Origin of the sequence: Pararhizobium sp. PWRC1-1, assembly GCF_049897905.1 — a bacterium.
In the GTDB taxonomy this organism is placed as follows: domain Bacteria; phylum Pseudomonadota; class Alphaproteobacteria; order Rhizobiales; family Rhizobiaceae; genus Pararhizobium.
On sequence record NZ_JAFCXE010000005.1, the window covers coordinates 18,881 to 40,018 of the forward strand.

General features: G+C 61.0%; 15 protein-coding genes. 2 read left to right on the top strand and 13 right to left on the bottom strand.

Going from position 1 to position 21,138, the window contains the following annotated elements:
* Positions 1–8 precede the first annotated feature (8 nt).
* The 8 genes from ACP7E0_RS09810 to trpS all read right to left on the bottom strand — a co-directional run bounded on the left by ACP7E0_RS09810 (position 9) and on the right by trpS (position 7,054).
* Entirely contained in the window at positions 9–1,064 is a 1,056-nt protein-coding gene (locus tag ACP7E0_RS09810; protein WP_426124587.1) for a PhoH family protein, read from the bottom strand.
* Positions 1,065–1,093: 29 nt separating this feature from the next.
* Positions 1,094–2,494: a tRNA (N6-isopentenyl adenosine(37)-C2)-methylthiotransferase MiaB gene (miaB, locus tag ACP7E0_RS09815; RefSeq protein WP_426124588.1), complete on the bottom strand. Its 1,401-nt coding sequence runs from the start codon at positions 2,492–2,494 to the stop codon at positions 1,094–1,096.
* Between the two features lie 60 nt (positions 2,495–2,554).
* A complete protein-coding gene (locus ACP7E0_RS09820) occupies positions 2,555–3,343 on the bottom strand; it encodes a lysophospholipid acyltransferase family protein (protein ID WP_426124590.1) in 789 nt (262 codons plus the stop codon).
* Positions 3,344–3,492: 149 nt separating this feature from the next.
* Positions 3,493–4,005: a GNAT family N-acetyltransferase gene (locus ACP7E0_RS09825; RefSeq protein WP_426124592.1), complete on the bottom strand. Its 513-nt coding sequence runs from the start codon at positions 4,003–4,005 to the stop codon at positions 3,493–3,495.
* Position 4,006: 1 nt separating this feature from the next.
* Positions 4,007–4,672, bottom strand: coding sequence for a tRNA (adenosine(37)-N6)-threonylcarbamoyltransferase complex dimerization subunit type 1 TsaB (gene tsaB, locus ACP7E0_RS09830; protein ID WP_426124594.1), 666 nt, complete (start codon positions 4,670–4,672; stop codon positions 4,007–4,009).
* A gap of 46 nt (positions 4,673–4,718) precedes the next feature.
* Positions 4,719–5,285 (bottom strand): NifU family protein, encoded by a 567-nt coding sequence (locus ACP7E0_RS09835; protein ID WP_426124596.1) that lies wholly within the window; start codon positions 5,283–5,285, stop codon positions 4,719–4,721.
* A gap of 156 nt (positions 5,286–5,441) precedes the next feature.
* Positions 5,442–5,933: a universal stress protein gene (locus ACP7E0_RS09840; protein WP_113313970.1), complete on the bottom strand. Its 492-nt coding sequence runs from the start codon at positions 5,931–5,933 to the stop codon at positions 5,442–5,444.
* Between the two features lie 53 nt (positions 5,934–5,986).
* On the bottom strand, positions 5,987–7,054 hold the full coding sequence (gene trpS, locus ACP7E0_RS09845) for a tryptophan--tRNA ligase (protein ID WP_426124599.1): 1,068 nt from the start codon (positions 7,052–7,054) through the stop codon (positions 5,987–5,989).
* A gap of 417 nt (positions 7,055–7,471) precedes the next feature.
* Between trpS and ACP7E0_RS09850 the strand changes: the two genes are divergently transcribed.
* Complete coding sequence (locus ACP7E0_RS09850) at positions 7,472–7,954, top strand: YcbK family protein (protein ID WP_426124601.1); 483 nt, start codon at positions 7,472–7,474, stop codon at positions 7,952–7,954.
* Between the two features lie 16 nt (positions 7,955–7,970).
* On the opposite strand, the gene murJ is transcribed toward ACP7E0_RS09850, so the two are convergent.
* The 3 genes from murJ to mutS form a co-directional block, all read right to left on the bottom strand.
* Positions 7,971–9,566 carry a murein biosynthesis integral membrane protein MurJ gene (murJ, locus tag ACP7E0_RS09855; protein ID WP_426124603.1) on the bottom strand — a complete coding sequence of 532 codons (1,596 nt, stop codon included), beginning with the start codon at positions 9,564–9,566 and terminating at the stop codon, positions 7,971–7,973.
* Positions 9,563–12,409 (bottom strand): [protein-PII] uridylyltransferase, encoded by a 2,847-nt coding sequence (locus tag ACP7E0_RS09860; RefSeq protein WP_426124605.1) that lies wholly within the window; start codon positions 12,407–12,409, stop codon positions 9,563–9,565. The genes murJ and ACP7E0_RS09860 overlap by 4 nt, the downstream gene beginning before the upstream one ends.
* Positions 12,410–12,506: 97 nt before the next feature.
* Positions 12,507–15,251, bottom strand: a complete 2,745-nt coding sequence (gene mutS, locus ACP7E0_RS09865; RefSeq protein WP_426124607.1) for a DNA mismatch repair protein MutS — start codon at positions 15,249–15,251, stop codon at positions 12,507–12,509.
* 102 nt (positions 15,252–15,353) lie between these two features.
* Between mutS and ACP7E0_RS09870 the strand changes: the two genes are divergently transcribed.
* Positions 15,354–17,639 carry an NADP-dependent malic enzyme gene (locus ACP7E0_RS09870; protein WP_426124609.1) on the top strand — a complete coding sequence of 762 codons (2,286 nt, stop codon included), beginning with the start codon at positions 15,354–15,356 and terminating at the stop codon, positions 17,637–17,639.
* 180 nt (positions 17,640–17,819) lie between these two features.
* Here the strand turns inward: ACP7E0_RS09870 and ACP7E0_RS09875 are convergent, their stop codons facing one another.
* Positions 17,820–18,698, bottom strand: coding sequence for a GNAT family N-acetyltransferase (locus tag ACP7E0_RS09875; protein ID WP_426124611.1), 879 nt, complete (start codon positions 18,696–18,698; stop codon positions 17,820–17,822).
* Positions 18,699–18,791: 93 nt separating this feature from the next.
* Positions 18,792–21,092, bottom strand: a complete 2,301-nt coding sequence (locus tag ACP7E0_RS09880) for an ATP-binding protein (RefSeq protein ID WP_426124613.1) — start codon at positions 21,090–21,092, stop codon at positions 18,792–18,794.
* Between the last annotated feature and the right edge of the window lie 46 nt (positions 21,093–21,138).

The window sequence follows — 21,138 nt, forward strand, 5'->3', positions numbered from 1 at the left end:
CTTCCGCCTTAGCGGTCGCCCTGCTCGCTTTCGTCATGCACGGCCGTCGTTGCCTCATAGGCACGAACGATGCGGGCAACCATCGGATGGCGGACAACGTCGACATCCTTGAAGCGGACGACCGATACACCTTCGACCCCTTTGAGGATCTGCAGGGCCTCGACAAGACCCGACTTGACGCCGCGCGGCAGGTCGACCTGGCTTGGGTCACCCGTCACGATCATCCGGCCGTTCTCGCCGAGACGCGTCAGAAACATCTTCATCTGCATCGTTGTGGTGTTCTGTGCCTCATCGAGGATGACGGCGGCATTGGCGAGCGTGCGTCCGCGCATGAAGGCAAGAGGAGCGATTTCAATGACACCGGCGGTAATCGCCCGCTCGACCTTGTCGCCGGGCATCATGTCGTAGAGCGCGTCATAGAGCGGCCGCAGATACGGATCGACCTTGTCCTTCATGTCGCCCGGCAGGAAGCCGAGGCGTTCACCGGCCTCAACGGCGGGGCGAGACAGCACGATGCGATCGACGGCGCCACGTTCGAGAAGCTGAGCCGCATGGGCAACCGCCAGATAGGTCTTGCCGGTACCGGCAGGACCGACGCCGAACACCAGCTCGGACCGCTCCAACGCACGCATATAGGCGTCCTGCGTTGGCGTGCGGGCCGCGACGGTCTTCTTGCGCGTGGAAATCTGCGCGAGGTTCAGCTTGGCTTTCTTTTCCATGGTCGGCAACTGTAGCTGGTCGTCGGCGGCGACGGCCATGCGGATGGCGCCTTCGACATCGGAGGGTTCGACGGTGCTGCCGTTCTGCAGGCGCCCGTAGAGATAATCGAGCGCCCGGCGGGCCTGATTGGTGGCGACCACTTCGCCGGAGATCGAGACGGAATTACCGCGCGGCCGTGCATCGATATGCAGGCGCTGTTCGATCAATTTGAGATTCTGGTCGAACTGGCCAAACAGCTCGCTGGCGAACCTGTTGTTCTCAAATGTGAGCACGAAGTGATTGACGTCTGTCGCGGATGTTTTCGACTGGCGCGGCGAGGATGAAACCAATTCGTGTCCGTTCAAGCGGTCAGGCTCCTTGAGTTAGCGGTCCCTCAGCTTACCACCTCGGCAAACAGACTGTTAGGGCCCGCACCAGTGATTCGTACAGAAACAATGTCACCGATTTGCGATGCGTTTGCATCAACATTCACCGACTGCAGCCAGGGCGAACGGCCGATCAACTGTCCCGGCATGCGGCCGGGCTTCTCCAAAAGCAGGTCGATGGTCTTGCCGATACACGCTTGAGCAAACTCGTTTTGCTGTTTTAGCAACAAAGCCTGCAATCTTTCCAATCGCTTGGCTTTGACGTCTTCCGGCACCTGATCGCCGAGGTCGGCGCCGGGCGTTCCCGGGCGGGTCGAATATTTGAACGAAAATGCCTGTGCATAACCGACCGTCTCGACAAGCCGCAACGTATCCTCAAAGTCCTCATCGGTCTCGCCGGGAAAACCGACGATGAAATCGCCAGACAATGCGAGATCAGGGCGGGCTGCCTTGATGCGGGCGATCAGCGCGATGTACTCGGCCGTGGTGTGCCGCCGGTTCATCGCTTTCAGAATGCGGTTCGAGCCGGACTGGATCGGCAGATGCAGATAGGGCATCAGCTGCTTAAGGTCGCGATGGGCCTCGATCAGGCTGTCTTCCATGTCGCGCGGATGGCTGGTGGTGTAGCGCAGTCGGGCTAGGCCCTCGATCTGCGTCAAGCGATGCAAAAGCTGGCCGAGCCCCCATTTTTCGCCGTCGGCGCCAAGGCCGTGCCAGGCGTTGACGTTCTGGCCAAGCAGGGTGATTTCGCGCACGCCGGCATCGACCAGCTTCTGGGCTTCGGCAACGATCTGGGCGACCGGCCGGGAGACTTCGGAGCCACGCGTATAGGGAACGACGCAGAAGGTGCAGAACTTGTCGCAACCTTCCTGCACGGTGAGGAAGGCTGTGACGCCCCTCGCCTTGGTCTTGGCCTTGTCGGGCGCTGGCAGGTGCTCGAACTTGTCCTCGATGGCATAATCGGTTTCCAGCACCCGCTCGCCGCGCTGGACGCGTTTCAAGGCTTCCGGAAGACGGTGATAGGTCTGCGGGCCGATGACGAGATCGACGGCGGGCGCCCGGCGCAGGATTTCGTCGCCTTCGGCCTGCGCCACGCAACCGGCAACGCCGATCATCATCTCGCGGCCCTCGCCTGCCTTTTTCTTCTTCAGGTCACGCAGCCGCCCAAGCGCCGAGTAGACCTTCTCGGCCGCTTTCTCGCGGATATGACAGGTATTCAACAGGACGAGATCGGCGTCTTCCATGACGTCGGTCGAGACATAACCGTCCTTGGCCAGCGCGTCGGTCATCCGGTCGGAATCGTAGACGTTCATCTGACAGCCGTAGGTCTTCACAAAGACCTTGCGGACCGGCGGGCTTTCAAGAGCCATGTCAGGCTTTGCGGATAAAACGGCGATTTCCTGTGTCATGCCCGGTTCCATAGAGCATCGAGGCCCAAAATTGAAGCCCCTTCCCTTGCCCCAACAGCCTCAACGGCCACGCAGCTTGAGGGCCAGCATCTCGCGGATGCTCTTTTCCACCTGACGGCTGACGACCTTGCGATTGCTCTCCGACGTGTAGGTGATCTGCTCGCCGTAGATGACATCGACATCAACGGCGCCCTCATAGAGGATGCCGAGCAGATGCGGCGCCAGCGCGATGTCGCCCGGCCAGGCGGCAACCGGCCGGTGATAGCGGCCCATCGGCATGCCGTGAATGCCGGTATAGGCGATGGCGACCGGCTGGACATGGACTGCACCGGTTGGCGACATTGGCACGGCGGCGGCGGCCGCGCCGAACAGCGAGGTCTTGATCTCCAGCAGCCGGTTGCCATCCGATGTCGTGCCTTCGGGAAACAGAACGACGATCTCGCCATCGGCCAGCCGCTTGCCGATCTCGTTGACCTGATTGCCGGTGGTGCGCTTCTGATCGCGATCGATGAAGATCGTTGCCTGCAAGCGTGCCAGAAGGCCAAAGACCGGCCAGGCCTTGACGTCGGACTTGGCGACGAACACCACGTCAGCGATCGAACCGAGAACAAGGATATCCTTCCAGCTGGCGTGGTTCGACACCAGCAGCAACGGGCGCTGCCGGTCCGGCGTACCATGGACGCGAACCCGGATACCAACGAGGCGGCACGCCATCCGGTGCCAGAGGCGGGGCAGCGTACGGCGCTGCGGCCTGTCCAGCCAGAGGAGGAGGATCTGCACCGGCGCCATGACAAGCGTGGCCACAATCAGAACCGTCATGCAGAGCGCAACACGCAGCCAATTGATCACGGACGGCTTCCCAGTCCGGCGTACGGCATCATCGTCCGCAGCGAGGCGCCGCGTCTATCGTGATCTCTGCATGGTCGGTCGGGATTGCAGCGCAAGCGCGTCTCTCTTCCAGGTCCGCGTCAAATCAGTCGGGGTCAAGGCGGGTACGGCTAGCCAAGATCGAGGCGCATGACAAGGGCGCCGGTTTTGGCGCCGTTAATATCTTGATAATATGCACGTCTCTCGCCGACCTTGGCAAAGCCGAGTTTCCGGTAGAGAGCGATGGCGGCAATATTGGTCTCGTCAACTTCAAGGAAAACCGCTTCGGCAGCCTGGTCCCGTGCCTCGCGCAATGCCGCCCGCATCAACCGCCAGCCGAGGCCGAGCCGCGAAAACCGTGGATCGATACCGATCGTCAGGATTTCCGCTTCACCGGCCGCCACCCGCGACAGCACGAAGCCACCGACAAGCGGTTGCGTAATGAATGGTCGCGTATAGGCGTTGTTCTGACGGGCGATGAAGCCGAAAACGGTATCTTGGATCAGCAGCGAATGCAATTCCCCATCGCTCCAGGCATGGGTGAAGCGCGATTTGTGGATGGCGGCGGCGTGCGGCAGGTCAGCCGTTTCCAGGGCGAATATTTCGAATTCTGGCTTGCGGACGAAATAGTCGGACAGCGACATCTTATGCTCGCGCCACCGCAAAACCGGCCTGCGACTTGACGTCGGGACCCCGCAGATAGAGCGGGCTCGGCTTGCCGCGCGAAGGATCGGCTGCGGCACCGAGGCGTGCGACGAGACGGATATCCGTCAGGTCCGTTTGCGCGGTGCTTTCCGGTGGGTGGTCCCTCAGATGCCTGGTGGCGGTGCCGCAGATGAGGCCATCGAAACCGGAAAATCGTCTTTGCGCGTCCGGAATTTCCAGCATCAATGCTTCGCTGCGCGCAGCGCCGTCAGCTTCAAAACTCTGGCAATAAAGCTCGTCGCGCTTGGCATCGATCGTTGCCAATATGGCGCGTCCCGGATGCGTTTCGCGGGCAGCCTCGGCAATGGCGGCAAGTGTTGTCACGCCGACGGCGGGCACGCCAAGTGCCAGCGCAAAACCGCGGGCTGCGGCGACACCGACACGGATGCCGGTGAAGGAACCGGGGCCGACGGTGACAGCGATGCGGTCGATATCCGCAAGCACCATGCCACCAGCCGCCAGTGCCTCATCGATAAAGCCCATCAGCTGCTCGGCATGACCACGGCCGATATCGGCGCCGGCAGAAGCCAGAACCGTGTCGTTGCCGCTGTCATAGACCGCAGCAAAACAACCCGTCCCAGCCGTGTCGATGGCCAGGACGATCATGCTTTTTCAACCTTGATGGATAGTCGCGGCACGGATGGACGCTCGCTTAGACGGCTTCGACCGCCTGCACTTCGGGGATGAAATGATGCAAAAGGTTCTGCACGCCGTGCTTCAACGTTGCCGTCGAGGACGGGCAGCCGGCGCATGCGCCCTTCATGTTGAGGAAGACGGTACCGTCGCGGAAACCCTTGAAGGTGATATCGCCACCATCCTGGGCCACGGCCGGACGAACTCGGGTTTCCAGCAGTTCCTTGATGGTCGCGACAATGGTCTCGTCGCCCTCGTCGAAGAACTCGCCGTCCTGGTCGCTTTCTTCAGCGCGCGTCTGGACCGCCATGACCGGTTGGCCGGACATGAAATGCTCCATGATCGAGCCGAGGATGGCAGGCTTCAGGTGCTGCCATTCCTGCGCTTCCTTGGTGACCGTGATAAAATCATAGCCGAAATAGACGCCCGTCACGCCGGGAATCATAAACAGGCGCGCGGCGAGAGCCGACCCGGCTGCAGCTTCTTCCTCATCGCGGAATTCCGCCGTGCCATTTTCCATCACCACCTTGCCCGGCAGGAATTTCAGCGTGGCGGGGTTCGGCGTGGCTTCGGTCTGGATGAACATGTCTCTGCTCCGCGTCGGCCGGGATCGCGTTCAACCAGCCTGTTTAGAATTATTCAAAAGAATATAAGCTGTTTGTTCAACAGCTTCAAGATGCGCGGGCCAGCGTTTCGGCCGCCCGAGGATCAATTCCGTTGATCCTGCCATTAATAGCAGGGCTCAGCTCAGCGCGTCGATTTCCTCGTCCGTCAGCAAATCCGGTATGACCGTCACCGGGATCGGGAATGCAGCGGTTTTGCCGGCGATCGAAGAAACCAGTGGCCCAGGTCCATCCTTGGCGGAACCGGCGGCCAGCACCAGGATGGCGATATCGCGATCTTCCTCGATCAAGCTGTAGATCTGATCCGTTGCGCCACCTTCACGGATGACCATTTCCGGCTCGATCCCGATCTTTTCGCGCACCGTCTGGGCGATCTTGGCAAGCGTTGCCTCAGCTTCAGCCCGGGCTTCCGCCCGCATGATACCCTCGACACCCAGCCACTGCTGGAAGTCGGCGTCGGCAATGACATAGAGCAGAACAAGACCACCATTGGAGTTTTTGGCGCGCATACCGGCATAGTGGACGGCGCGGCCGCATTCCGGGGTATCGTCGATCACCGCCATGAATTTGCGGCGATGACCTTCCAGTCTTGAGAGTCGTGTTGAAACCATGAGGCGACTCTTACACCCGATATTTTTGGCTGCAAGGTTTCTTTTGCGGCGATTTATTGCAGAAAGCCGACGATTTCCCGGACCTGTTTCATCGTCACTTCCGCCCGTGCCCGGGCGCGCTCGCCGCCATCACGCAGGATGCCGTCGATATGGGTGGTGTCATCCATCAGGCGGCGCATTTCGCCCGAGATCGGGGCAAGAACAGTGACCGCAAGATCGACCAGAGCCGGCTTGAAGACCGAGAACTGCTGGCCGCCGAACTCCTGAAGCACCTCAGCCTTGGTCTTGTCGGATAGGGCTGCGTAGATGCCAACGAGATTATCGGCTTCCGGGCGGCCCTTCAGGCCATCGACCTCACTCGGCAAGGCATCCGGATCGGTCTTTGCCTTGCGGATCTTCTTGGAGATCGTCTCGGCATCGTCCATCAGGTTGATGCGCGACAGGTCCGAGGCATCCGACTTCGACATCTTCTTGGTGCCATCACGCAGCGACATGACACGCGGCGCCGGACCACCGATCAGCGGCTCGACCATCGGGAAATAGGCATGCACCGGCTCATCGCCGACCTTGATGTCAACACCGTAATCGGTCCTGCGGATATGATCGCCGAAGTCGATGTTGAATTTCTGGGCGATATCGCGGGCGAGTTCCAGATGCTGCTTCTGGTCGTCGCCGACAGGCACATGGGTACCGCGGTAGACGAGGATGTCGGCAGCCATCAGGCTCGGATAGGCAAGCAGGCCGAGCGAGACCTGCTCGGCGTTCTTGCCGCCGGACTTGTCCTTGAACTGAGTCATGCGCTCCATCCAGCCGATGCGGGCGACGCAGTTGAAGATCCAGGCAAGCTCGGCATGCTGAGGCACGGCGGACTGGTTGAAGACGATGTGCTTCTTCGGATCGATGCCGGCGGCGATGAAGGCGGCAGCGATGGAGCGTATCTGGTTGCGCAAATCCTCATGAACGAGCTGTGCGGTCAGCGAGTGAAGATCGACGACGCAATAGATGCAGTCGTTGTTTTCCTGCAGCGCCACGAACTTGCGGATCGCGCCGAGATAATTGCCGAGGTGGAGATTGCCGGTGGGCTGGACGCCGGAAAAGACGAGCGGTTTGAAGTCTGACATCGTGTCCTCATTCGGGCTTGTGGAGGGCCGGCCTCTGTTGCTATTCGCGGGCTTATGCACACTGGCGTAGCGGCGATCAAGAGGCATGCGGCCTGCGCCGCCAGCAAATTCCCTCCAGCGTGGAGGAACGGGCTGCCAAGACATTGAATCCAAAGACCCAAATTGGAATTTTTTCCTCTAATATTCCGTATGAATTAATAAAGAAGGCGGCATTACGGCATAGCTCTTTAGAGCTACAAGAACAAAATTTCATAAAATTGCTGCATTTCGGATGAATTTGCCAATCCGTCACCACAACCAGGTTCTTAGGCCGAGCTCATTCTGCTGTACTGCGCACACCAATGGCGCGGCGAACCGACATTCGCATGACCCCGGTCCAAAAGGGACACTGAGCGGGGCCGTGCCAAGGGGATTGTCATGCGTAACTTCTTATCGCTCGCTCTTGCGTGCCTGCTCGCCATTTCCAGTTCTGCCATCGCCGAAGCCAAGGACGACCGTCCGCGTAAAGTGAGGCTTCCCGTACACAGCAGAACAACGGCCTATGCCGTCCAGACCGTATCGGTCAGAACCGGCTGCTTTTCACCGCGCCTCGAGGGCATTCTGGCGCATATCGCCGTAAAAACCGGGCGCCGGCCGCTTGTCACCTCCGGCCACCGGCCGCGCTCGCATCGTTCCGGCTCGATGCACCGGTTTTGCCAGGCAGCGGATATCCGTGTATCCGGCATTTCGGATAGCGCAATCATCGCGGCGGCGAAAACAGCACCAGGCATCGGCGGCATCGGCCGCTATTGTAACGGTATCATTCATGTCGATACCGGTCCTAAACGCCAATGGGCCTATTGCGGCAAGTCGAAACGTCATTTCCTCAGCGCCAAGCGCCGTTCGGGAAAGCGCGCCTGAAGCCTGCCGCAGGGCTTCATGTATCGGTTGGCGGCGGTGGTGTATTGGCAGCGCCCTTGCGCTTGATGTTACGCCGGATCATCGACAGATCCGCTCCGCCGATCAGAAAGGCGACAGCGAAATAGACGACCATCGAGACGCCGATCAGAATGCCAAGCGCGCCCAGCTTCGTCCAGAACGGCGACCCTGACGCCAGCGAGACGGCAAAGATACTTCGCAGATAATAGAGAATACCACCCATGATCGACGCGGCAACGATCAGCAATACCGTGCGGCGCAGCAGCGCCCATTCCCACGTCAGATGCCCGCGCCGCAGCAGCGTGACGAAGAGCAGGACCGTGCTGATCCAGCCGGCTGTGGCTTCGGCAACCGCGATTCCCGGTGCACCGAGGCGGGGAAACAGCGTGATTGCCAGAGCGCAATTGGCCGCAACGGCAACGGCCGAGAACCGCATCGGTGTCTTGGTATCCTCGCGCGCGTAAAAACCCGGCTGCAGCGCCTTGATCAGCACGAAGGCCGGCAGGCCGATACCGTAGATGGCAAGGATGGAGCCGACGACGGCGGTGTTGCCGGCATGGAAAGCGCCGCGTTCAAACAGCACCCGAATGATCTCATCAGAGAGGATCCACAGGGCGATGGCAGCCGGAATGGTCAGAAACAGCACGAACTCGATGGACCGGTTCTGCAGGTTCCCGGCTTCGCGCAAATGGCCGCCCTTCAGCGCGCGCGACAGTTCCGGTAGCAGCACGACGCCGACAGCGACCCCGACGACGCCAAGCGGAAGCTGATAGATGCGGTCGGCATATTGCAGGGCGGCGATGGCGCCATCCTGAGCCGAGGCGATCGCCTGGCCGATCAGTTGATTGATCTGGGTGATGCCGCCGGTGATGGCGGCGGGGACCGCCAGGATCAACAGGCGTTTGACGTTGGGCGTGATGCGGGGAAACTTGAGGCCGATGCTCATGCCGGCGTGAAGGACGCCGAGATAGACGACCCCAAGCTGCAGCACGCCTGCCATCATGACGCCCCAGGACAGATACCAGGCGGTCGCGAGTGGATCGGCTCCCGTGTAGAGCGCGTAAAACAGGGCACCGATCATCACGACGTTGAGGAAAATCGGCGCGACGGCGGCGGCAAAGAAATGGTGCAGCGAATTCAGCATGCCGCTCATCATCGCGGTCAGCGACATGCACATGAGATAGGGGAACATCACCATCGCCATGCGCACGGTCAGAGCTGATTTCTCGGCATCATCGGCAAAACCCGGCGCGATGACGAAGCGCACCAGAAGCGGCATCGACAGCTCCATCGCGATGGTGATCAACAGCAGCACTGTGAACAGCACGCCGAACACTTCCTCGGAAAAACGCTTGGCGCCATCCGTGCCGTTGGCTTCAATCTCCTTGGAAAACAGCGGCACGAAGGCGGCGTTGAAGGCGCCTTCGGCAAAGAGGCGGCGGAACAGGTTGGGGAACCGGAACGCCGCATAAAAGACATCGGCCATCGGGCCGGTTCCAAGTGCCGCCGCCATCAGCATTTCACGAGCAAAACCGAAGATGCGGCTGCCGAGCGTGGCGCCGCCGACGGTCATGAATTTCTTGACGAGGCTCATGATTCTGCCTTGGATTTTTTCGCACCGGTGACGGAGCGCGTGTGCTGCGGCGCGATCATGCCGGAGGGCATGCGGTCACGCATTTCGTCCGCCTCGTCCGACATCACGGCCTTCAGCCGCGCGACGGTATTGCTCTGCCGGGCTTCATTGGTGATCTTCTGGCCGACAAGATCGGTGACATAGAACGTATCGATGACCTTCTCCCCAAAAGTGGTGATATGCGCCGAGGCGATATCGAGCGACAGATCGGAGAGCACGGCGGTGACTTCGGACAACAGGCCGGTGCGATCGAGGCACTCGACCTCGATGACGGTGAACTTGTTCGACAGGCTGTTGCTGATGGTGACGGCCGGCGGCACCGTGAAGGCCTTGTTGCGCTTGCGGTGCTTCGTGCGGCTGGCAATCACTTCCGGCAGGCGCTTCTTGCCCGACAGCACATCCTCGATCATCTTGCCGATATTCGCCGCCCGGCGCATCTCGTCGTCATCGACCGGAAACTCGCGGGTGATCAGGATCGTATCCAGAGCCCGGCCGTCGGATGTGGTGAAAATCTGCGCATCGACGATATTGGCCCCGGCGGCGGCACAGGCGCCCGCGATGACCGCAAGCAGACGCGGATGGTCCGGCGACAGGATGGTGATCTCGGTGATGGCGTGGAATTGGTGCGTGCGGACCATCGTCGCCAAAGCACGGCCGGTCTTGTCGGCTTCGCGGATGAAGCGGGCGTGGCGCAACTGGTCTTCGAGCGGCACCGACAAAAGATAAGGCTGATAGTGCAGCTTGGTATAGGTCTTGCGGTCCTTCTGGCTCCAGTCGGACAGAGCCTCGAACAGCACGTCGGCCGAATGCGCCGCACGCTCCTTGCGCGGCAGATCGGAAAAGCCGCCGGACAAAAGCAGTTCAGTCTCGTAGTACAGCGTGCGCAGCAGCTGGCCCTTCCAGCCGTTCCAGACGCCGGGGCCGACGGCGCGGATATCGGCGATGGTCAGGATCAAAAGCATTTTCAGGCGATCGAGCGATTGGACCTTTTCGGCAAAATCGATAATCGTCTTGCGGTCGTTGAGGTCACGCGTCTGTGCGACCATCGACATGGTCAGATGCTCTTCGATCAACCACGCGACCGTTTCGGTCTGCTTGGGCGTCATGCCAAAGCGCGGGCAGAGCTTTCGGGCCACCTTGGCACCGGCGGTCGAGTGATCTTCCGGGCGGCCCTTGGCGACGTCATGCAGAAGGACAGCAACGAACAAGGCGGTGCGATCCTCGACGCCCGGCATCAGCTTGACGGCGAGCGGATGCAGTTCCTCGTCACGGCCCTGGTCGATCCTGGACAGCACGTCGACGGCGCGCAGCAGATGCTCGTCGACGGTATAGTGGTGATACATGTTGAACTGCATCAGCGAGACGATCTTGCCGAATTCCGGAATGAAGCGGCCGAGCACGCCGGCCTCGTTCATCCGCCTCAGAATCAGCTCCGGGTCGCGGCGCGAGGTCAGCATCGACATGAAGAGGCGGTTGGCTTCTTCATTGTCGCGCACCGCAGGAGTGATCAGGCCAAGCGACCGGGTGACCTGCTTCAAGGCGGCGGGATGGAACTCCAAGCCGTTGATATCAGCCACATGGAAGATGCGGATCAGGTTTATCGGGTCGCGCTTGAAAATATCCGGGCTTGCCAGCGCGATACGGCCGCCATCATCGACGAATTCCAGGGTGCCGGCGATCTTGCGGATGCGGTGGGTGAAGCGGCTGAGAGCGGCAGTAAATCCCGGAAGCTGCTTAGCCTGCTGGTCTTCCAGTGCTGCGCAGAAGATGCGGGTGAGATCGCCGACACTCTTGGCGACCAAAAAATAGTGCTTCATGAAACGCTCGACGGCGGTCATGCCCGGGTGGTCGTGGTAACCGAGGCTTTCGGCAATCTCGCGCTGGATATCGAAGGACAGCCGTTCTTCCGCCTTGCCGGTCAAAAAGTGCATATGGCAGCGCACAGCCCAGAGGAAATCGTCGGCTTTCTGGAAGAGCTGATATTCCTGGCGCGACAGCACGCCGAGCTTGATCAGATCGGCCGAATCCTTCACCCGGTAGAAATATTTGGCGATCCAGAACAGCGTGTGGATGTCACGCAGGCCGCCCTTGCCTTCCTTGACGTTCGGCTCGACCAGATAACGCGTGTCGCCGGCCTTGCGGTGGCGCTCATCGCGTTCGGCAAGCTTGGCGGCGATGAAATCGGGCCCGGTGTTCTTGACAATCTCGCTGTCGAAGCGGGTCTCCAGCTCGTCGGCCAGCTCCTTCGAGCCGCAGACATAGCGGGTTTCGAGGATCGCCGTGCGGATGGTCATGTCGCCGCGCGACAGCCGGATGCACTCCTCGATCGTCCGCGTGGCATGGCCGACCTTGAAGCCGAGATCCCACAGGATATAGAGCATGAACTCGATGGCGGGCTCGGCCCAGACCGCCTTCTTCACCGGCAGCAGGAAGAGAAGATCGATATCCGACCCCGGCGCCAGCGTGCCGCGGCCATAACCGCCGACGGCGGTGACGGCGATGCGGGTCCAGGGCTGCGCGTTGGCGGCGTTGAAAACCTCGTTAAGGACGAAATCATGCAGAACTGTGATCAGCTGATCTTGCAGCCAGGAAATCCGCTCGGCGCATTTCAGCCCGCTGCCATCCTTGAGCAACAGCTCATGGGCCTTTTCACGGCCGGCCAGATTGGCCTGCTTGAACGCCGCGAGCAGCGCCTGACGCATCATGTCGCGGTGTTCCGCATGCGCAGAAGCGATGAAACTGCACTTGGCTCTCAGCGCTGCGACATTCAGGATATCGGGAAATGACGTCTCATGTATGGTCATCAAATGCCGACCGTCTTCCTGTCCGGCGGACTCATCGAGCCGCTGCTTTTGCATGCGCTATAGACCTTTTGTCCGAGAATGGACAGGACTCTAGCGGTCAAGAATTGCCAAGTTGTTTCTTCAGCGCGTAAAGCGCATCCATGGCCTCTCGTGGCGTCATATCATCGGGATTGAGGCTTTTCAAAGCCTCCTCGACCTTCGACGGGCCGGCCTTGACGCGCTCCTCGCGGCGGATGGCCACCTGGAACAGCGGCAGGTCGTCGATCAACTGGCTGGCCGGGTTCTTGCGGTCGGCATCTTCGAGCTTTGCCAGCACATCCTTGGCACGCGCAACGACGGAGGCTGGCAGACCGGCAAGACGGGCGACCTGAATGCCATACGACCGATCGGCAGCACCGGGGCCGACTTCGTGCAGGAAGATGACGTCGCCATCCCATTCCTTCACCCGCATGGTGGCATTCGACAGGCGCTCGAGCTTTTCGGACAGGACCGTCAATTCGTGGAAATGTGTGGCAAACAATCCACGGCAACGGTTGCCCTCATGCAGATGCTCGACCGAGGCCCAGGCAATCGACAGGCCGTCAAAGGTGGCGGTACCGCGGCCGATTTCGTCAAGGATAACAAGCGAACGATCCGTCGCCTGATTGAGGATCGCCGCCGTCTCGACCATTTCGACCATGAAGGTCGAGCGGCCACGGGCCAGATCATCGGACGCGCCGACGCGCGAGAACAGCCGGTCAACGATGCCGATGTGAGCCGATGTTGCGGGGACGAACGCCCCCATCTGCGCCATAATGGCGATCAGCGCGTTCTGGCGCAGGAACGTCGATTTACCGCCCATGTTGGGGCCGGTCAAAAGCCAGATCGCCCCATCGCCCTCGCCGTCATGCGGCGACAGATCGCAGGCATTGGCGACAAAGGCTGCACCCGACTGGCGCCGCAGCGCCTGCTCGACGACCGGGTGGCGGCCGCCATCGATGGCGAACATTTTCGACATATCGACCAGCGGACGGCAATAGGCCTGCTCTTCGGCAAGCGTTGCCAGACCTGCCGACACGTCCACGACGGCCAGCGCGAGCGCTGCCGCCTTGATCGCTTCGGCTTGCGCCACGACCATGGCCGACAGCCTGTCGAAGGCTTCGAGCTCGATGGTCAGCGCCCGGTCGGCTGCATTGGCGATCTTGGTTTCGAGATCGGAGAGTTCCGTCGTGGTGAAGCGCATGGCATTGGCCATGGTCTGGCGATGGATATAACGGGCCTTGGCCTCCGGGCTATCGGTCATCGGACCGGCGTTGCCCTGGGTCACCTCGATGAAATAGCCAAGCACATTGTTGTATTTGATCTTCAGCGACTTGATGCCGGTTTCCTCGGCATAATCGAGCTGCAGGCCAGCGATCACCCGGCGGGACTGGTCGCGCAGCGCCCGCATCTCGTCGAGTTCCGGGCTGGCGCCATCGCGCAGGAAGCCGCCGTCGCGTTTCAACAAAGGCAGTTCGTCGCCGAGAATGGCCGCCAGTTCTGCGACCATATCCTGCGGCAGCGCGCTGACCGCTTGACGTGCGGCACCCAATTCCTCGGAAAGATCGCCACGGCCAAGCAGGCCGGCAACTTCGATTGCAGACTGACATCCCGCAAGAATGCTGCCGAGATCACGCGGTCCGCCACGGCCGAGCGACAGGCGCGACAGGGCGCGCGGCATGTCCGGTACGTGTTTCAGCGCGGCCCGCAGGTCGCTGCAAAACGATGGCTGGTCGGCAAGAGCCGAGATGGAATCGAGCCGGGCGTTGATCCGCACGGGATCGGTCAGCGGCGACATCAGCCGCTCGGCGAGCAGCCGGGCACCGCCGCCAGTCATGGTACGATCCAGTGCTTTCAACAACGTGCCATTGCGATCGCCGGACTGGGTTTTCACCAGTTCGAGATTGGTGCGGGTGGCAGGGTCGATGAACAGCGTCGAAGCGGCACTTTCGCGCTCCGGCGCGCCCAGAGGCGGGCGTTCGGCAAACTGGGTCTTTTCGACATAGGAGATCGCGGCAGACGCAGCCGCGAGTTCAGCGCGCGAAAAGCTGCCGAAGCCGTCCAGTGTCTTGACGCCATAATAGCGCGTGACGCGGTTTTCCGCCGTGGCGCTATCGAACAGCACGGCCGGCTGCGGAACCGCGACGCGGCCGAGAATATCGATGACCGGGCGCATCTCCGGGTCATGGAAGACCGTGTCGGCCAGGATCAGTTCGCGCGGCTCGATGCGCAGGATATCGGCCAGCAGCCGCGTTTCGGTGGTTTCGGACAGCCGGAATACGCCGGTGGAAATGTCGATCCAGGCGAGCGCGATAGCCGGCTCACTGCCGCCGCGAATGCGGGCAAGCGCCATCAGATAGTTGGATTCGAATGGCGACAGCAATTTGTCTTCGGTGATCGTGCCCGGCGTGACGAGGCGCACGACATCGCGTTTGACGACCGATTTTCCGCCGCGTTTCTTCGCGTCCGCCGGGTCTTCGACCTGTTCGCAGACGGCGACACGGAAGCCGAGACCGATCAGCTTCTGCAGATAATCGTCGGCCGCATGGACCGGCACGCCGCACATCGGGATATCCTGGCCAAGATGCTGGCCGCGCCGGGTCAACGTGATGCCGAGCGCCCGTGACGCCTCGACCGCATCCTGGAAGAACAGCTCGTAGAAATCGCCCATCCGGTAAAACAGGATCGAATCCGGATTGTTCGCCTTTATCTCGATGAACTGTTCCATCATCGGCGTGGCCGTGGCGCGGCTTTCCTCCGTCGCCAGTTGGGCGGCGGTGAGAACCTCGGGAGGGCGGGTGATTTGCTCGGTCACAAAAGTCATGCTGGTCCTAAAAAAGTGGTGCCACACTATCCATGCGCGTTTATAGAAGACAACAACAAAGCGGCTGTGGAGAGCCGTCGCCCACAAAAGGTTGGAGGACCCATGGCCGAAAATGAGAAGACCAGTCGCAGCGCAACCAGCGTAACGGACCAGGAAGCTCTCGATTTCCACTCGCAGGGCCGGCCCGGAAAACTGGAGATCTCGCCGACCAAGCCGATGGCGACGCAGCGCGACCTGTCGCTTGCCTATTCGCCGGGTGTCGCCGTGCCGGTCAAGGCGATCGCGGCTGACCCTTCCAAGGCCTATGACTATACGACCCGCGGCAATATGGTCGCGGTTATCTCCAACGGCACCGCCATCCTTGGCCTCGGCAATCTCGGGGCACTGGCCTCGAAACCGGTGATGGAGGGCAAGTCCGTGCTCTTCAAACGCTTCGCCGATGTCGATTCGATCGATCTCGAAGTCGATACGGAAGATGCCGACGAATTCATCAATTGTGTGCGGTTCCTCGGCCCCTCCTTCGGGGGTATCAATCTGGAGGACATCAAGGCACCGGAATGCTTCATCATCGAGCAGAAACTGCGCGAAATCATGGATATCCCCGTCTTCCATGACGACCAGCACGGCACGGCGATCATCGCAACCGCAGGCCTGATCAACGCACTGCAGCTGACAGGCCGCGACCTCAAGACGACGCGACTGGTCTGCAATGGCGCAGGCGCAGCGGCGATTGCCTGCGTCGAACTCATCAAGTCGATGGGTTTTGCGCCCGAAAACATCATCATGTGCGACACGAAGGGTGTGATCTATCAGGGCCGCACCGAAGGCATGAACCAGTGGAAGTCCGCGCATGCGGTCAAGACCGACCGGCGCACGCTCGAGGACGCAATGGATGGCGCGGACGTGGTGCTCGGCCTATCGCAAAAGGGTGCTTTCTCGGAGGCGATGATCCGCTCCATGGCGGAAAAGCCGATCATCTTTGCGATGGCCAATCCCGATCCGGAAATTACGCCTGAGGAGGTGTCTGCCATTCGCGACGACGCGATCATGGCCACCGGCCGATCCGACTATCCAAACCAAGTCAACAATGTGCTGTGTTTTCCCTATATGTTCCGCGGTGCGCTCGACGTGCATGCCTCGACGATCAACGAGGAAATGAAGATTGCCGCGGCACAGGCGCTGGCAAGTCTTGCCAAGGAAGACGTCCCGGACGACGTGGCCGCCGCGTATCAGGGCAACCGGCCCCGTTTTGGCCCGCAATACATCATTCCGGTGCCTTTCGATCCACGCCTGATCTCGTCCATTCCGGTTGCCGTCGCCAAGGCTGCGATGGAAAGCGGCGTTGCGCGCAAGCAGATACCGGATCTGGCCGCCTATGGGCGGCAGCTGTCGGCCCGGCGCGACCCGATCGCCTCGACGCTGCAGCGCATCTATGAGCGCGTCCGCCGCCAGCCGAAGCGGATCGTTTTTGCCGAAGGCGAGGAGGTGCAGATGATGCGCGCAGCCCTCTCCTATGCCAATCAGGAACTCGGTACAGCGATGCTGCTTGGCCGCGAGGACCGGATGCGTGAGACGGCAGAGCGTGAAGGCATCGATCTCGATCGGCCGGGTATCCAGCTCGTCAACGCCCGCATTTCCAAGCGCACCGCTGCCTATACGGACTATCTCTATGCCCGGCTGCAGCGGAAGGGCTACTTGTTTCGCGACGCACAGCGCCTGATCAACAACGACCGCAATCACTTTGCCGCGTGCATGGTGGCATTGGGCGATGCCGATGGCATGGTGACGGGTATTACCCGCAACTACTCCACGGCGCTCGAGGATGTTCGCCGCTGTATCGATCCGAAGCCCGGCCACCGGGTGATCGGCGTGTCGCTGGCCCTCTGCCGGGGCCGGACGGTTCTGGTTGCCGATACTGCCGTTCACGACATGCCGTCTGCAGATGAACTGGCCGATATCGCCGAAGAGGCAGCCGGCCTTGCCCGCCGGCTCGGCTATGTGCCGCGCGTCGCACTTCTTGCTTACTCGACATTCGGCCATCCCTCCGGCGAACGTTCGGAGCGGGTGCGCGAAGCGGTCAAGCTGCTCGACAAGCGCCGTGTCGATTTCGAATATGATGGTGAGATGGCGGCCGATGTGGCGCTCAATGCAAAGGTGATGGAACAGTATCCGTTCTGCCGCCTGTCAGGCCCGGCCAACGTTCTGGTCATGCCGGCGTTCCACTCCGCATCGATTTCGACCAAGATGCTTCAGGAACTCGGCGGTTCGACCGTGATCGGCCCGATGCTCGTCGGTCTCGACAAGTCGGTCCAGATCGTCTCGATGTCCGCCAAGGATTCTGACATCGTCAACATGGCAGCACTTGCGGCGCATAACGCCAATAGTTGAGTCATCGCTTCTGAAACGCAAGGAGCCCGTCCCGGAAAACCCGAGGCGGGCTTTTCTATGCGATATGCCGATCTTGATCAAAATACATCTGAGTACGTGTTATACAGTATCGGAAGCCCGATCAAAAACGCTCACTTGCATGTAAACTGCATTGCAAAATGCTGAGCGGTATAAACCGCTTCAGCTTGCAAATCGGCCAGCGTCGGCGCCGTAATAGTTCAGGTAGCGGCCGGAAATATTGGTGATCGGCAAAACGATCAGCACGTCGGTGGTGCGGAAAGCGTGATCGACCACGGCACCATCACCGACCATGGCGCCAAGACGCATATAGCCCTTTATCAGCGGCGGCAAAGCGGCAAGCGCCTTGCGCATGTTGATGGCTTCGACCGGCATCAGGTCCATGGTGCGGTACAGTTCTGGACGGGCAGACACGTCCCACTCGCCGCTAACAACCATGTTGTGATGCAGGAAGGACAGCGCCAATGCGTGTTCTTCGGGAATGACGCCCGGAAACGAGCCGCAGCCGAACATGGCATCGACGCCGTATTTCAGTGCGTAGGCCCAATTGCCCTGCCAGAGAAGCTCGACTGTGCGCTTGGTGCGGTATTCCGGCAGCACGCAGGACCGGCCGAGTTCCATGAACTTCTTGTCCGGGTGGCGCTCCAGAAGCGACCCCACCGAAAACTCGGAAGCCGAATAGAAACCGCCGGTGCGGGCGGCGACGTCCTGACGAAGCAGGCGATAGGTTCCGACGATCTGATCTTCCGGATCACCCTCGATCGACGTATCGAGCACCAGAAGGTGATCGCAGACCAGATCCCACGCATCGGCGTCGCGCTTGCGGCGATCGGCGTCCTGCGGGATCTGCGCCTTCATCTCCTCGACGAAGACCTTGTAGCGGACGGCCTGCGCGGCATCGATCTCGGAGGCGTTACGGGCAAGCCGTGTCTCGAGGTTGCCGATGCGGCCGAGTATGTCATGCGCCGGGGCATTGACGCCCCGGACACGGGTCTGCGGCTGTTCAACCGCCACAACCATATCCAGAGTTTCGATTGTCATCGTACGTCATCCTAGTCGCTTTAATCCTCTCCGGCTTAAACCATGTTTCTGCGACAGGATAGTGACATCGGGGGGTCAAGAAAACAGTCAAAATCACGGAGCAAGCAGGCGACTGATCTCGGCGGTCAGCGCGTTCGGATCGGCGGGTTTGGACAACACGGCGCTTGCTCCAGCAGCCATGAGTTTCTGGCGCGTGTCGAGTTGCGTATCGGACGTCAGGATGATGACCGGGACGGGTCTGCTACCGGACTGGCGCTCATGTTGGCGCAGGCGCTCCAGCATCGACAGCCCGTCACCGCCCGGCATATTCAGATCACTGATGATCAGCTCCGGCGCGATACGGACGGCAGCCGGCGCATCGAACAAGGTGACGGCAAGCGCTGCGAAATCATCGACGACCCGAACGGTGTGGCCGGCCCGCTCCAGCACGGAACGCACCATCAGAGCATTGATCGGATCATCCTCGGCCAGAAGCAAACCGCCTTCGCCCGGCTTGTCACGCAGGGCGGGAACCTCGCGCAACATCGGGCGGTTGTCGTTGATTGCGTCGCGCACTTCCATTCCTTTCATGCGGCCGCGCAGCACCTCGACCAGGGATTTCTCCCGCAGCGGCCTGATCAGCCAGGCATGGTAACCGTCCATTTGATTGATCTGCCGGCCGTTACGCTCTTCCGGATTGATCAGATAGGTCTTGCGCAGCTTTTGCTGTTCGAGGCCGGGCATCTGCACCAGCAGCCGGCGGAACTGGGCGGCGTGGCGATGGTCGACGATGATGTCGGTCAGCGGCATCCCCCTTGACATCGCCCGCACAGCGGCGGCCTGCGCATCCTCTATCGTTTCGGCACGTTCGCAGAAGCCGCCGAGCGTCCGGATCGTTGCAGAAAGCGCTGCGGATGCCGGACCGGCCGGTGCCATGACCAGCACGCGGGACATCGCCAGCACATCTTTTCTGGCCAGCGAAGCGTTGGCGAGATCGCAACCGAGGGCGGGGAAGCGGATTTCAAATGTGCTGCCTGTGCCGGGAACGCTGGAAAGCGTCAGGGAGCCGCCATATTCTTCCATGATCCGCCGCGAGATGGCGAGGCCGAGGCCGGCGCCGCCGGCGCGCTGGGCGCTGGCGCCCGCTTGCTCGAACTCGTCGAATATCCGCGCCTGTTCCTGAGCGGTCATGCCAGGACCGCTGTCATCGATGCTGATGACGATCGTTTCGCGCTCCAGCGAGGCGCTGACGAGCACACCGCCAGCATGGGTGAATTTAACCGCATTGCCAATGACGTTGAACAGAACCTGGCGCAGACGGGCCGCATCGAAATCCATCAGGCCCGGCACATCCGCAGCGATGGTGGCGCCGATCTCGATGCCCTTTTCATGCGCCCGGTGCGACAGCATCTCGACGACGCTCTCGATTGTTTCGCGCAACGGTTCCGGCGCCGGGCGCAATTGGAACCGGCCGGCTTCGATCGAGGAGAAATCGAGCAGATCATCGACCAGTTGCACCAGCGCATGACCCGATTCGCGCATCCCAGCGAGATAGTTCTTCTGCTCGCTCGTCAGCCTCGTCTGGCTGATCAGATGGCTCATCCCGAGAATGCCCGACAGCGGCGTGCGGATTTCGTGGCTGACGGTCGCCAGCAATCGCGACTTCGCCTGGCTCGCATGCTCGGCGCGGCGGCACGCTTCTTCGCTTTCGCGGGCGATCCGGCTTTCCTCGGTGACGTCGCGGGCGATACTGTGCAGCATGAAGGCACCGCTTGCCGGCTCGCGGGCGATCACGTCATGCCAGTCGAATATTTTTGCCCCCGCATCGGTCATGATGCGGACGCGGTAGCGATCGGGGGCCGATGCCGGTTCGAATTCGATCCCAAGCGCCTCGCACGTCCGCCCTTCCGGCTTCAACCACCCGGTCAGCCGGCAAAAAACCGAATTGGCCTGGACGATCTTGCCGCCCGGTTCGCGAATGATGGCGATATCGCCGAGTGCATCGTGGATGGTGGAGAGAAGCTGCGACGTCTCGCTGCGCTCCCAGCGGCTATCGCTGGCTTTTTCTTCCCGCACACGTCCCTTGGCTGCGGGCTTTATGCTGGACCCGTACCAGTCCTTGAGCAACAGGACGGCACCGGTCACGCCGGCAACGGCAAGACCGGCCGAAAGCAAATAGAACCCGGCATCGATGCCCGTGCCCAGAATGGCGGCGGAACCCAGAAGCCCGGCACCGGCCAAGGCCGGTTTCAGAGCCGGATAACGCTCTTTTTCTCCACCAAAACCGTCTTCCGGTTCCAACGAATGCGGATCATCGGCCAAAGGCTTATCGGACGCACGCCTGCTGTTCAGCGTCCGCGTCGGGGCGCTGAACTCGGTAGTAATCCGTTTTCTCAGGTTTGGCAGGTCGCTCATGACGCTTGGCCTAGCATGGCAAGCGTTTTGATTGGCTTCAGCCGGT